Here is a 15,308-nt window from a genome sequence, read left to right as displayed (position 1 = left end):
CTAGTCAATGTCTCTAATGTAGAAAACTACAATATCACTGGTACACAATATGATGACGTTTTTGAGGGACGTTCAGGTAATGATACCTTCAATGGTGGTGCTGGTAATGATATTCTCAATGGTGGTGGGGGTAATGACACCCTCAATGGTGATGCGGGTAATGACATAGTTAATTACGCAGGAAGCCATACAGAATTTCAGGCAAATATTCTCTCTGATGGCAGTATCCAAATCAAGGATAACGTCACAAGCAATGGCGATGAGGGAACAGATACCTTGATAGGGGTGGAACGAATCAACTTTGCTGCTAGTGGTGGCTATTATGATGTGCTAACAGGAGGTAGTGGTAATGATTCTCTCACCGCAAGTTACGTGTGGTCTTTAATCTTTGGTGGGGATGGTAATGATACCCTCAGTTGTAATATTGGTAATCACACCCTCAGTGGTGGTGCTGGTAATGACAGCCTCAGTGGTGGGTATGGTAATGATATCCTCAGTGGTGGGGATGGTAATGATACCCTCAGTGGCGGTGCTGGTAATGATACTCTCAGTGGTAACATAGGTGATGATATCTACATTGTGGATAGCACCACTGACACCATTACCGAAAATGTGGGAGAGGGAACAGACATCATTCAATCTAGTGTCACCTTGACTCTTGCTACCAACGTTGAAAACCTGACTCTGACGGGAACAGCAGCAATTAACGGTACAGGTAACGCAGGTAATAACGTCATTACAGGTAACATTGCTAATAATACCCTCAATGGCGGTGCTGGTAACGATACCCTTGATGGTGGTGCTGGTACAGATACTTTAATTGGTGGTTTAGGTGATGATATCTACATTGTAGATAGCACCACTGACACCATTACTGAAAATGCCAATGAGGGTACAGATACTATTCAATCTAATGTCACCTTGACTCTTGCTACCAACGTCGAAAATCTGACCTTAACGGGAACAGCAGTAATTAACGGTACAGGTAACGAACTCAATAACGTCATTACAGGTAACAGTGCTAATAATACCCTCAATGGCGGTGCTGGTAACGATACCCTTGATGGTGGTCCTGGTAATGATACCCTAATTGGTGGTACAGGTGATGATATCTACATTGTAGATAGCGCCACTGATACCATTACCGAAAATGTCAACGAGGGTACAGATACTATTCAATCTAGTTTCACCTGGACTCTTGCTCTTGCTAACGTCGAAAATCTGACCCTAACGGGAACAGCAGCAATTAACGGTACAGGTAACGCAGGTAATAACGTCATCACTGGTAACAGTGCTAATAATACCATATTTGGTGGTACTGGTGATGACACCCTCAATGGTGGTGCGGGTAATGACACCCTCAATGGTGAAGATGGTAATGATCTGCTATATGGCGATGTCGCATCTTACGGCGCATCTACCTTATTTAACTACAACGGCAACACATATCTGTTAACCACTGCTGGAACATGGCAACAATCTCAAGCTCAGGCACAGAGTTTAGGCGGAAATCTTGTCACTGTCAACAATCAAGCCGAGCAGGATTGGTTAGCCACTACCTTTGGTGGTAGTGAATTACTGTGGATTGGGTTTACAGATGAGGTGACAGAAGGCCAGTTCAGGTGGGTAAGCGGTGAAACCTCTACTTATACTAACTGGCATTTTGGTGAACCAAATAATGCCCATGGGGGAGAAGATTATGCGATGATGAATTGGAATTGGGCTGGTATATGGAATGATGATTCCGGTACCGGTTCTTTACGAGGCATCATTGAAATCGTAGGTGCTAATGACATCCTCAACGGTGGTGCTGGTAATGACACCCTCAATGGTGGTGCTGGTACAGATACCCTAATTGGTGGTTTAGGTAATGATATCTACATTGTGGATAGCACCACTGATACCATTATCGAAAATGTGGGAGAGGGTATAGATACCATTCAATCTAGTGTTACTTACACTATTGCGGCTGCTAACGTTGAAAATCTGACTCTGACAGGAACAGCAGTAATTAACGGTACAGGTAACTTAGGTAATAACGTCATCACTGGTAACAGTGCTAATAATACCCTCAATGGCGGTGCGGGTACAGATATCTTAATTGGTGGTACAGGTGATGATATTTACATTGTTGATAGCACCACTGACACCATTACCGAAAATGCCAATGAAGGTACAGATACTATTCAATCTAATGTCACCTTGACTCTTGCTACCAACGTCGAAAATCTGACCTTAACGGGAACAGCAGTAATTAACGGTATTGGTAACGAACTCAATAACGTCATCACTGGTAACAGTGCTAATAATACCCTCAATGGCGGTGCTGGTAACGATACCCTTGATGGTGGTGCGGGTATAGATACCCTAATTGGTGGTACAGGTGATGATATCTACATTGTAGATAGCGCCACTGATACCATTACCGAAAATGTCAACGAGGGTACAGATACTATTCAATCTAGTTTCACCTGGACTCTTGCTCTTGCTAACGTCGAAAATCTGACCCTAACGGGAACAGCAGCAATTAACGGTACAGGTAACGCAGGTAATAACGTCATCACTGGTAACAGCGCTAATAATACCATATTTGGTGGTACTGGTGATGACACCCTCAATGGTGGTGCGGGTAATGACACCCTCAATGGTGAAGATGGTAATGATCTGCTATATGGCGATGTCGCATCTTACGGCGCATCTACCTTATTTAACTACAACGGCAACACATATCTGTTAAGCACTGCTGGAACATGGCAACAATCTCAAGCTCAGGCACAGAGTTTAGGCGGAAATCTTGTAACCGTCAACAATCAAGCCGAGCAGGATTGGTTAGTCAGTACCTTTGGTGATAGTGCAGGACTGTGGATTGGTTACACAGATGAGGTGACAGAAGGCCAGTTCAGGTGGGCAAACGGTGAAACCTCTACTTACACTAACTGGGCTTCAGGTCAACCAGATAATTTCTGGAATGAAGATTATGTGCATATAGGAAGTAATGGTAAATGGAATGATTTACCCAGTACCGTTTCTTTACAAGGCATCATTGAAATCGTAAGTGCTAATGACATCCTCAACGGTGGGGATGGTAATGACACCCTCAATGGTGGTGCTGGTACAGATACCCTAATTGGTGGTTTAGGTGATGATATCTACATTGTGGATAGCACCACTGAAATCATTACCGAAGATGATATCTACATTGTGGATAGCACCACTGAAATCATTACCGAAAATGCCAATGAGGGTACAGATACTATTCAATCTAGTGTCACCTTGACTCTTGCTACCAACGTCGAAAATCTGACTCTGACAGGAACAGCAGCAATTAACGGTACTGGTAACGAACTCAATAACGTCATTACTGGTAATGCTGGTAATAACATCCTTGATGGTGGTGCTGGTAACGATACCCTAATTGGTGGTTTAAGTGATGATATTTACATTGTGGATAGCACCACTGAAATCATTACCGAAAATGCCAATGAAGGTACAGATACTATTCAATCTAGTGTCACCTTGACTCTTGCTACCAACGTCGAAAATCTGACTCTGACAGGAACAGCAGTAATTAACGGTACGGGTAACGAACTCAATAACGTCATTACAGGTAACATTGCTAATAATACCCTCAATGGCGGTGCTGGTAACGATACCCTTGATGGTGGTGCTGGTACAGATACCTTAATTGGTGGTTTAGGTGATGATATTTACATTGTAGATAGCACCACTGATACTATTACTGAAAATGCCAATGAGGGTACAGATACTATTCAATCTAGTGTCACCTTAACTCTTGCTACCAACGTTGAAAATCTGACTCTGACAGGAACAGCAGTAATTAACGGTACAGGTAACGAACTCAATAACGTCATTACAGGTAACAGTGCTAATAACATCCTTAATGGTGGTGCTGGTAATGACACCCTCAATGGTGGTGCGGGTAATGACACCCTCAATGGTGAAGATGGTAATGATCTGCTATATGGCGATGTCGCATCTTACGGCGCATCTACCTTATTTAACTACAACGGCAACACATATCTGTTAAGCACTGCTGGAACATGGCAACAATCTCAAGCTCAGGCACAGAGTTTAGGCGGAAATCTTGTCACTGTCAATAGTCAAGCCGAGCAGGATTGGTTAGCCACTACCTTTGGTGATAGTGGATTACTGTGGATTGGGTTTACAGATGAGGTGACAGAAGGCCAGTTCAGGTGGGCCAGCGGTGAAACCTCTACTTATACTAACTGGTCTCCTGGTGAACCAAATGATGCCAATGGGGGAGAAGATTATGTGGGGATGAATTGGGGTGGGGCTGGTAAATGGAATGATTTCGGTACCGCTTCTTTTAGAAGCATCATTGAAATCGTAAGTGCTAATGACATCCTCAACGGTGGTGCTGGTAATGACACCCTCAATGGTGGTGCTGGTACAGATACCCTAATTGGTGGTTTAGGTAATGATATCTACATTGTGGATAGCACCACTGATACCATTATCGAAAATGTCATCGAGGGTATAGATACTATTCAATCTAGTGTTACTTACACTATTGCGGCTGCTAACGTTGAAAATCTGACTCTGACAGGAACAGCAGTAATTAACGGTACGGGTAACGAACTCAATAACGTCATCACTGGTAACAGTGCTAATAATACCCTCAATGGCGGTGCGGGTATAGATACCCTAATTGGTGGTACAGGTGATGATATCTACATTGTTGATAGCACCACTGATACCATTACCGAAAATGTCAACGAGGGTATAGATACCATTCAATCCAGTGTCACCTACGCTATTGCCGCCAGGACGAACATCGAAAACCTGACCTTAACAGGAACAGCAGTAATTAACGGTACAGGTAACGAACTCAATAACGTTATCACAGGTAACAGTGCTAATAATACCCTCAGTGGTGGTGCTGGTAACGATACCCTTGATGGTGGTGCTGGTAAAGATGCCCTAATTGGTGGTACAGGTAATGATATCTACATTGTAGATAGCACTACTGATACAATTACAGAACTTGCCAGCGGTGGTACAGATACCATTCAATCTAGCGTCACCTTTAGTATTGTCACCAGAACCAATATCGAAAATCTGACCTTAACAGGAGCAGCAGTAATTAACGGTACTGGTAACGCTGGTAATAACGTTATCACAGGCAACAGTGCTAATAATAGCCTCAGTGGTGGTGCTGGTAACGATACCCTTGATGGTGGCGCTGGTAACGATACCCTCAATGGTGGTGCGGGTAATGATCTGCTATATGGCGATGTCGCATCTTACGGCGCATCTACCTTATTTAACTACAACGGCAACACATATCTGTTAACCACTGCTGGAACATGGCAACAAGCTCAAGCTCAGGCACAGAGTTTAGGCGGAAATCTTGTAACCGTCAACAATCAAGCCGAGCAGGATTGGTTAGTCAGTACCTTTGGTGATAGTGCAGGACTGTGGATTGGTTACACAGATGAGGTGACAGAAGGCCAGTTCAGGTGGGCAAACGGTGAAACCTCTACTTACACTAACTGGGCTCCAGGTCAACCAGATAATTTCTGGAATGAAGATTATGTGCATATAGGAAGTAATGGTAAATGGAATGATTTACCCAGTACCGTTTCTTTACGAGGCATCATTGAAATCGTAAGTGCTAATGACATCCTCAACGGTGGTGATGGTAATGACACCCTCAATGGTGGTGCGGGTACAGATACTTTAATTGGTGGTTTAGGTGATGATATCTACATTGTGGATAGCACCACTGAAATCATTACCGAAAATGCCAATGAAGGTACAGATACCATTCAATCTAGTGTCACCTTGACTCTTGCTACCAACGTTGAAAATCTGACTCTGACAGGAACAGCAGTAATTAACGGTACGGGTAACGAACTCAATAACGTCATCACAGGTAACAGTGCTAATAATACCCTTGATGGTGGCGCTGGTAACGATACCCTAATGGGTGGTTTAGGTGATGATATCTACATTGTAGATAGCGCCACTGACACCATTACCGAAAATGCTAACGAAGGTATAGATATCATTCAATCTAGTGTCACCTTGACTCTTGCTACCAACGTTGAAAACCTGACTCTGACAGGAACAGCAGCAATTAACGGTACTGGTAACGAACTCAATAACGTCATTACTGGTAATGCTGGTAATAACATCCTTGATGGTGGTGCTGGTAACGATACCCTAATTGGTGGTTTAGGTGATGATATCTACATTGTAGATACCACCACAGACACCATTACCGAAAATGCTAACGCAGGTATAGATATCATTCAATCTAGTGCCACCTTGACTCTTGCTACCAACGTGGAAAACCTGACACTGACAGGAACAGCAGCAATTAACGGTACTGGTAACGGAGATAATAACGTCATCACAGGTAATGCTCGTAATAACACCCTTGATGGTGGTGCTGGTATAGATATCTTAATTGGTGGTTTAGGTGATGATATCTACTATGTTGATGATAGCAATGACACTATTACCGAAGATGTCGCCGCAGGTATAGATATAGTTTACACCATCATTGACTATGCTTTATCTGGAAATATCGAAAACCTGACCTTGACAGGAACAGTAGCGATTGAGGCAATTGGTAACGAACTCAATAACATCATCACAGGTAACGAACTCAGTAATGTTCTTGATGGTAGCGGTGGTATTGATACGCTGATTGGTGGTTTAGGTGATGATAACTACGTTGTTGATAATACCAATGACATCATTACTGAAAATGCCAACGAAGGTATGGATACGGTTTACATTAGCATAAACTATGCTTTGTCTGGAAATATTGAAAACCTCACTTTGATAGGAACAGAAGCAATTAACGGTACAGGAAACGCTAGTAACAACACCATCACAGGCAATGAATTCAATAACACCCTTGACGGTGGTGCAGGCCTTGATACCTTAATTGGTGGTGATGGTAATGATATCTATGTTGTAGATAGCACCATTGACACCATTACCGAAAATGTGGGAGAGGGTACAGACACCATTCAATCTAGTGTCACCTTAACTCTTGCTACCAACGTCGAAAATCTGACACTGACAGGAACAGCAGCCATTAACGGTACAGGTAACGAACTCAATAACGTCATTACAGGTAATGCTGGTAATAACATCCTTGATGGTGGTGCGGGTAATGACACCCTTGATGGTGGTTCTGGCAATGATGCCTTAATTGGTGGTTTAGGCAACGATATTTACGTTGTAGATAGCACCACTGACACCATTACCGAAAATGCCAGCGGTGGTACAGACACCATTCAATCTAGTGTTACTTACACGATTGCCACCCTAACTAACGTTGAAAATCTGACACTGACAGGAGCAGCAGCAAACGGTACTGGTAACGCTACTAATAACGTCATTACTGGTAATACTGGTAATAACACCTTTGATGGTGGTGCTGGTAACGATACCTTAATCGGTGGTACAGGGGATGATATTTACATTGTTGATAGTACCACTGATACCATTACCGAAAATGCCAATGAGGGTACAGATACCATTCAATCTAGTGTTACTTACACTATTGCGGCTCTTGCTAACGTTGAAAACTTGACCCTAACGGGAGCAGCAGCAATTAACGGTATTGGTAACGCAGGTAATAACCTCATCACAGGTAACAGTGCTAATAACAGCCTTGATGGTGGTGCGGGTAATGACACCCTTGATGGTGGTGTGGGTACAGATATCCTAATTGGTGGTTTAGGTAATGATATTTACGTTGTAGATAGTGCCACTGACACCATTACAGAACTTGCCAACGCAGGTACAGACACCATTCAATCTAGCGCCACCTTAACTCTTGCTACCAACGTTGAAAATCTAACTCTGACGGGAACAGCAGCAATTAACGGTATTGGTAACGAACTCAATAACGTCATTACAGGTAATGCTGGTAATAACATCCTTGATGGTGGTGCGGGTAATGACACCCTTGATGGTGGTGCGGGTACAGATATCCTAATTGGTGGTTTAGGTAATGATATCTACATTGTAGATAGCACTACTGACATCATTACGGAACTTGCTAATGGAGGTACAGACACCATTCAATCTAGTGTTACTTACACTATTGCGGCTGCTAACGTTGAAAACCTGACTCTGACAGGAACAGCAGCCATTAACGGTATAGGTAACGCTGCTAATAACGTCATCACAGGTAATGCTGGTAATAACATCCTCACCGGAGGGTTGGGAAAAGATACTCTAACTGGAGGGCTGGGAAGAGACCGTTTTGACTACCGCACTTTAACTCATTCTATTCTGAGTAACTTTGATGTCATTACCGACTTCAATGCTACTACTGGCAATGATTTATTCCTCGTTACCACTGCCCGCAGCGGGTTCAATAATGTTACCACACCTGTGGCAGCACTTAATACAACCGGAATTGCAGCTAGGTTAACTACTGCTACTTTTACAGCTAACTCTGCTGCTCAATTTACTTTTGGTAGTCGTACTTTTGTCGCTATTAATGACGCTACCGCAGGATTTAGTGCCACTACGGATGCCATTATTGAGGTGACAGGTTTAAATGGTACTTTAGGAATCAGTAACTTTACTACTACCTTAGTGTAGCTTCTGGTATCATGTAGATGAAGGACGTTGTAGAGATGTTTCATGAAACGTCTCTACATCATCAAATTATCCTGTGATTGATGGGATATGTAAGGGTTTAGCAGTGATTATTGGTGTTAACTTAACGTAAAACCCATAACCCAACTGGGAATTAATTCCCAGTCTCATAGCAGAAGTTGTCTTTTGATGACTAAAAGAACTAGAAAGGTTAGATATCACTTTTTTGTCAAGTCAATAGGGAATTTTGGCGATCGCTCAAATTAGATCATTTTAGATCATTTCTGAGCAAATTTATGGCTAAAATTGTTGAAGGAATAGCTATTAATTTTGTAAAGTTTTATATCAGCCTGGGAAATTAATTTCTAAAACTACTGTCAATATAAAACCAAACTGTGTAAAGAAAAGTAAAATCTCTCAAAACCGTTCGGCTGACGCTCACGGCGAAGCCTGTTCCCTGTTCCCTTGTCATAACGACAATTTTTAACGCCAACCTACTTAGTGCAAAATTAATAATGATATCGGCAAGAAAGAATAATTACATAGACATCATCAACAGCATAAACCAAACGATTTGTATCATCAATTCGACGTGACCAAAATCCGGCTAAATTTTCTTTGAGAGGCTCTGGTTTACCAATACCCTCAAAAGGCATCCGTATCGTTTCTTTAATCAACTTATTGATTCTTTTGAGAGTCTTTTGATCTTGCCCTTGCCAGTAAAGATAATTACCCCAAGCCTCATCAGTCCAAGCCAACATTCTACTCATTTAACAAATCTCGCTGCACCACTTTCCCCTGCTTAAATTGAGCAATGGAACGTTCTAGATGGGCTGCATTTGCTGGAGACTTCAATAAATGCACAGTCTCCATAAGACTATTAAAAAACTCCAAGGACATCACCACCGCATCATCAGCATCCCGTCTAGTGATAATTGTATAGTCGGCATCTTCTGTCACCTGGTCTAAAACTGTTTTCAGACTATTTCTGGCCTCGCTAAAAGAGATAATTTTCATGGGCGGCGAACCTGTACTGTTTATTGTACAAGTATAGCGGGTTTGGGCAAATTTTACAATCCCTAGACGCGGATGTAGTATTTTGTCTTCCTAAAAGAGCCGCACCCATATATGGTATTTATTACCTGGAATAGTGTATAATCAAGAAAAAATTCACTAAGGGCATATATAATTATGAATACATTGGAAAAATTAGAATTGTTGAGTGAAAACTGTAGCGACAACACAGAATTAGATAGAATTATTGGACAACTTTTAAATGTAATTTAAACCCGTTATGGTCAAAAACTCGCTATTTATAATTTAGATATAGATAAATTTGAGAAAAAATATCAACTCGCTTCTGAACAATTTTTAGAACAATTTAACTCAGGAAATTTAGGAGATGAAATGGATTTTTTTGAGTGGTTCGGCTTATGTGAACTACGCAAAGATATTTTACAAAAAATCCATAAATTAAAACAAGCTTTATGAAAAATGTTAGAAATGCCGATGACTATTTGGCAATGTAATCATGAAAAAAATCTATGTTGCAAACCATTCAAGGAATCTATAAAAACGGTAAAATATAACTTTCTGAAACACCCCAAGACCTTCTTACAAACTAAACCTACTGCTTGTCCAGAAATAATTATACAGCATTAAGGTATAGCAGAAAATATTATCTTTGAATCTTATTGAGATGAACTATTACCAGCTAAAGAAATAGAATTTTAATCATGGCTTATCTACCCGATACTTGTGTTGTAGGGTGCTTTGCTATTGCATACAGCAAGTAGCTTTGAGTGAGGTACACCTTGTGCGGGCAAGATGCCCGCACCACAAGAGTTTAATGTGCCAGTTGCGTAAGTTCTGTAATTTTTGTAGGTTGGGTTGTAGCAAGATCCTGAAGGGCATGAAGTGAAACAGTTTCAAACCCAATATTAGCGGTGTGATAGTCAGGGGTGTTGGGTTTCGTTTCTCAACTCAACCTATAATACTGGTATCCTTTAGGGAAACCACATTGTAGAGACGTTTCATGAAATGTCTCTACATCATCCTTATGATTGATGCGATATGATCACGATTCAATTATTAATAACCGCACATTAGAAAATTTAAACGATTTATTTGATAACATGGTGCGTTACGCTGTCGCTAACACACCCTACATACCATAAGTTACTCTATTTGTCAATAGTATATTTGTACTATCAGTCAAAGTACATTATTTGTTGAATAATTTTTCCCCAATTTACCCTTGAAAACTACTGCTAATTTGTAAAGTTTTGTATTTTTTTGAAAATTGATCTCTGAAACGACTGTAAATAAAGACTTTTAAAGATCATCTTTTGAGCAGGGTACAAAATTGACAATAGTAACCCAATTATGAAATTCTCAATAATTCTAGCAAATCGCGGAAAGTATTGCAAGCTCGTTGCTAAATAAAAATAATTCTCAATTAATTGTTAAGAAAATGTTACATAGAATTGTAGCCAGATTTGAATATTAAAAGTATTATTGATAATGTATAATATATACTTATCATTTCATGCAGTGAGTAACTTTAGGAAAACTGTTGAGCATAGTACCGCGCATATTTCCCTGCTAATTCTAACAATTGCTGATGATTTCCTGATTCGACAATTTGTCCTTTCTCTAATACTAAAATGCGATCGCATTTTCTGACAGTTGACAATTTATGAGCAATAATTAATACAGTGCGGTTTTTCATCAATCTCTCTAAAGCTTCTTGTACCAAAGCTTCTGACTCAGAATCTAAAGCAGACGTAGCTTCATCAAGTATCAAAATTTGCGGGTTAAGCAGGACTGCGCGAGCAATAGCTATTCTTTGTCTTTGTCCCCCTGATAAATTCACACCTCGCTCTCCCACCCAAGTATGATAACCTGCCGGTAATTGCTGAATAAATTGATGAGCATTGGCGATTTTTGCGGCTTTTTCAACAGCTTGAATATCAAAATCATTCTGTCCAAAGGCGATATTTTGGGCAATAGTTCCCGAAAACATAATTGTTTCTTGGGGAACGATGCCAATTTGTTTTCTTAAACTATTTAAAGTCACATTTCGGATATTGATATCATCTATAAAAATCTCTCCAAATTCCGCATCATAAAATCGAGGTAACAGGTTCACAAAAGTAGTTTTACCAGCACCGGAAGCACCAACTAAAGCAACAGCCTGACCGGGCATTATTAATAGGCTAATATTTTTTAAAACCGTTTCTCCCGATTGATAGGCAAAAGTAATATTGGAATATTCGACTTTACCATTAACAGCAGGTAAATTAATAGCATCAGGTTTTTCTAATACCGTTGGTTGAATTGCTAATAACTCAAAAACCCGATCAATTGATGCCTCACCTTGTTTAAATTCATTATAATTATTAGTAGTATGTCCAATTGGGTCAATTAACAAAGCTGCTGCTGTTAAATAACTAAAAAATTCACCGACGGTTAAATTACGTTGAGATATTTGCCAAGTTCCTACCATTAATAAAGATAAGGCACTGACAGCTTCTAAAAACCCGACAATGGGAATTTGAATAGCCTTTAATCTTTCTACGGAATATTTAGCTTTAAAACTGCGTTCTGCTTCAAAACTAAACCTATCAATTTCGTATTTTTCCGCTGCAAAAGCTTGAATTAAGCGAATACCGCTAAAAACCTCTGTTAAAATAGCAGATAAATCAGAAATACGACTTTGACTTTTGAGGGAATATTTTCGTAAACGTTCCCCAAACCAACCAATTAAAATTCCCATGATTGGGGCAACAATTACCGTGGCTAAAGTCAGTTGCCAGTTTAAATAAATCATGTAAATGGGAATAGCAATTAACTGTAAAGCACAGGGAGTAAAATCATGGAAAAGCTTATTAATTACTTCTCCAACCCGGTCAATATCCTCCGTGAGACGATAAGATAAATCTCCAGCTTTAGCAGTTTCAAAAAAGCTAAGATTGAGTTTTTGTAAATGGGTATAAACCTGTTGTCGGAGATCAAAAGCTACCCTTAAAGCGGCCTTGGCCATGTATAAGTCTTGCACGGACTGAAAAAAGCCCCTGACCAGAAAAATAGCAGCACTGATTGCGGCTAATTGAGCGATCGCTAATACATTACCATTACCAAAGGGAACTGCTAACTTCCCTGCGACATTAATTAGGGTTAATGTTGCCAGCACATAGCCTAAAATGCCCACAAAACCCTTAATAATAGTTGGCCATTGGGTGCGGATATAGGGTAAAAGTTGCCAATAATGAGAACGTGTTGTCAAGTTGTAACATCCACAAAAAAATATTTTCCTTTGTTTGACAATAGCAGTTTTCGGTTACTATGGGGAATAAACATTGACTGCAAAAAACAGCAACCGCGACATTAATTTGCGAACCGCAACATATAATATAATCTGCGAATGTACACTTAAAGCCGATGATGGGATTTGAACCCACGACCTACTGATTACGAATCAGTTGCTCTACCCCTGAGCCACATCGGCCTACACAGTCAAACATTATAACATAATTTATTGATGATAGAACCAAATTCTCCAAATAATCTCAAACCGCAACAATATGAACGTTTAAAAGCGGAAGTAGCCGCACCCTATCGGGGGTTAAGGCAATTTATCTATATCAGCGTGGGTGCTTCGGGTTTTATTGGTGCCTTTGTCTTCTTTTTCCAACTCCTAGCAGGGCGCGATATTGAACGAGCATTGCCTAATTTTGCAATCCAGATGGGAGTAATTGGGCTAATGGTGTTTCTGTGGAAATGGGAAAATAGAGGGGATAAATAACAGACAAGAGGGAGAAGAGAAGATCATATTTCTCCTCTGCCCTGTTGCTAACTACTTAGTAGTTACAAGATATTGAGAAGCAATAGGTTGAACACGACCAGCACTAACCAAAGCTTGATAGACAAATGCCGCAATATCGGCTCTAGTTGCTTGACGCTTAGGAGCAAGCTCTTTCACGTTTGGATAGTTAATGACTAATTGCCGTGAAGTTGCTGCGGCCACAGGACCTGCTGCATAACTGGGAATTTGACCAGCATCAGTGTAGAATTTGATTGCATTCTGATCACTGGCAGTTAAACCCAAACCGTTAGCTAAGGCCACTATTGCCTGGACTCTGGGAATTTGTTGTTCTGGTTTAAAGGTTAAGTCAGGATAGCCGCTCAGGAATGGACTACTAGAAGCGGCTTGAATAGCACCATAACCCCAATAATTAGTTTTTACATCTTTAAAGGTAATGGCTTTGCGAGTTGCTGAGGGTTTAAAAGCTTTGTTGATAATGGCAGCGAATTGGGCGCGAGTTACGGGTTCATTGGGTTTGAAACTGCGATCTGGAAAACCAGCGATAATACCTTGAGAAGCTAAAGCTTCAATGTAAGCTTTTGCCCAATAACCTGTTTGCACATCTTTAAAAGCAGTATTACCATCAGGAGGTGCAGTCACTGTAGCAGCAATAAAATCAACAGGACCGGAGATCTTCTTCTGGTTAATATCGTTGCCAATTGCCGTAATCTTGCCCCTAGTGGAATTGTTCAGATCATAACGAGCGTTATCACGGATGAGATTACCACCAGGATTGCTGCTAGTACCGAGGTCAGGGGCGGCATTAATGGTAGCGACTATACCATCCTGTGTATTATTGCGAATTGCGTTTTTACGGAGTATGGGTTTTGCTGTTTCCGAAATATACAAACCACTCTTATTTTGAGTGATGTTATTAGCCTCTAATAAAGGTGTGGAACTACCACCAATTGCTACACCGAAACCAGTATTCTGAAATAAGTTGCCACGAATCGAACCTTGTGCCGATTTAGTTACGGAAATGCCCTGACCCCCGTTTTTCAAAAAGATGTTACTTTCAATTTGGGGATTAGCAGTACCAGTAAGATAAATACCATCTCTATTGCTGTTAGTAAAGGTACTATTTTTGATCACAGGGTTACTTGATTCTACCCATACAGCAGTCCCGCGTGAATTAGAATTGGTAAAAGTTAAACCTGTAATAATACTATTATCGTTAGCTAACAGTGTAATATCCTGTTTTGCCCAGGTGCGACTGGTGTAAACACCACCACCACTAATTAAGATACCTTGACCTTTGTTACCCTCATCACCTTGAAGTGTCACGCCTGAGTTAAGGACTAGGGGAAATGTTTCCCCAGTATCTTTACTATAAGTACCAGGGGCGACTTGAACTACTGTTCCTGGTTGAGCCTTGGAGAGGGCAAAGGTAATTGTTTTATAAGGTGCTGCTACGGTTCCAGCACCAGCGGTATCTTGTCCTGTAGCTGAGTTAACGTAAATTATGGTGGCTGTGGCTGAGGCTTGGGCTGTTAAAATTGGGGTAGCACTAGCCTTAACCTGATTAGATACCAGAGTAGAACTACCAGCAATTAATAACAAAGCTGTAAGGCTGGCTTGCAAGGATAAACTAGAAATATGGAAACCCTGATTTTTCATTTTCTTACTGAATTGTGTGTTTAATGATGGTACTTTCACAAGAGTCTCAGGTGACAGATTGAATTCTGTAACAACATAAGACAAACTATACCCGATGATTGGCAATTTTTTAACTAAAATTATGATTAAAAAAAACACGTAACTGAACCTTTCAATTACCGTTATTGGACAGAACCTCCGTTGTTGAATTTGTTGTTGAATTTGTTGTTGA

At 40.7% G+C, this 15,308-nt stretch carries 6 protein-coding genes and 1 tRNA gene; 2 read left to right on the top strand and 5 right to left on the bottom strand.

Going from position 1 to position 15,308, the window contains the following annotated elements:
* A partial coding sequence (locus FFO06_RS21795; RefSeq protein ID WP_137906642.1) for a lectin-like protein occupies positions 1 to 8,616 on the top strand: 8,616 nt, incomplete at its 5' end.
* Positions 8,617 to 9,122: 506 nt separating this feature from the next.
* Here FFO06_RS21795 and FFO06_RS02695 read toward each other — a convergent pair.
* The 4 genes from FFO06_RS02695 to FFO06_RS02675 all read right to left on the bottom strand — a co-directional run bounded on the left by FFO06_RS02695 (position 9,123) and on the right by FFO06_RS02675 (position 13,123).
* Entirely contained in the window at positions 9,123 to 9,383 is a 261-nt protein-coding gene (locus FFO06_RS02695) for a Txe/YoeB family addiction module toxin (RefSeq protein ID WP_137906641.1), read from the bottom strand.
* Positions 9,376 to 9,630, bottom strand: a complete 255-nt coding sequence (locus tag FFO06_RS02690; RefSeq protein WP_028090951.1) for a type II toxin-antitoxin system Phd/YefM family antitoxin — start codon at positions 9,628 to 9,630, stop codon at positions 9,376 to 9,378. The genes FFO06_RS02695 and FFO06_RS02690 overlap by 8 nt, the downstream gene beginning before the upstream one ends.
* A gap of 1,546 nt (positions 9,631 to 11,176) precedes the next feature.
* Entirely contained in the window at positions 11,177 to 12,901 is a 1,725-nt protein-coding gene (locus tag FFO06_RS02680) for an ABC transporter ATP-binding protein (RefSeq protein ID WP_137906640.1), read from the bottom strand.
* A gap of 150 nt (positions 12,902 to 13,051) precedes the next feature.
* Positions 13,052 to 13,123 (bottom strand) — tRNA-Thr (locus FFO06_RS02675).
* Between the two features lie 33 nt (positions 13,124 to 13,156).
* Between FFO06_RS02675 and FFO06_RS02670 the strand changes: the two genes are divergently transcribed.
* On the top strand, positions 13,157 to 13,420 hold the full coding sequence (locus FFO06_RS02670) for a DUF3493 domain-containing protein (protein ID WP_137906639.1): 264 nt from the start codon (positions 13,157 to 13,159) through the stop codon (positions 13,418 to 13,420).
* A gap of 51 nt (positions 13,421 to 13,471) precedes the next feature.
* Here FFO06_RS02670 and FFO06_RS02665 read toward each other — a convergent pair whose 3' ends face one another.
* Positions 13,472 to 15,097 carry a DUF1565 domain-containing protein gene (locus FFO06_RS02665; protein ID WP_137906638.1) on the bottom strand — a complete coding sequence of 542 codons (1,626 nt, stop codon included), beginning with the start codon at positions 15,095 to 15,097 and terminating at the stop codon, positions 13,472 to 13,474.
* Between the last annotated feature and the right edge of the window lie 211 nt (positions 15,098 to 15,308).

It is taken from the genome of Dolichospermum planctonicum, assembly GCF_005402965.1.
Taxonomy (GTDB): domain Bacteria; phylum Cyanobacteriota; class Cyanobacteriia; order Cyanobacteriales; family Nostocaceae; genus Dolichospermum; species Dolichospermum planctonicum.
The sequence above is the reverse complement of the archived record's forward strand: the minus strand, read 5'-3'. Positions and strand labels throughout refer to the sequence as shown.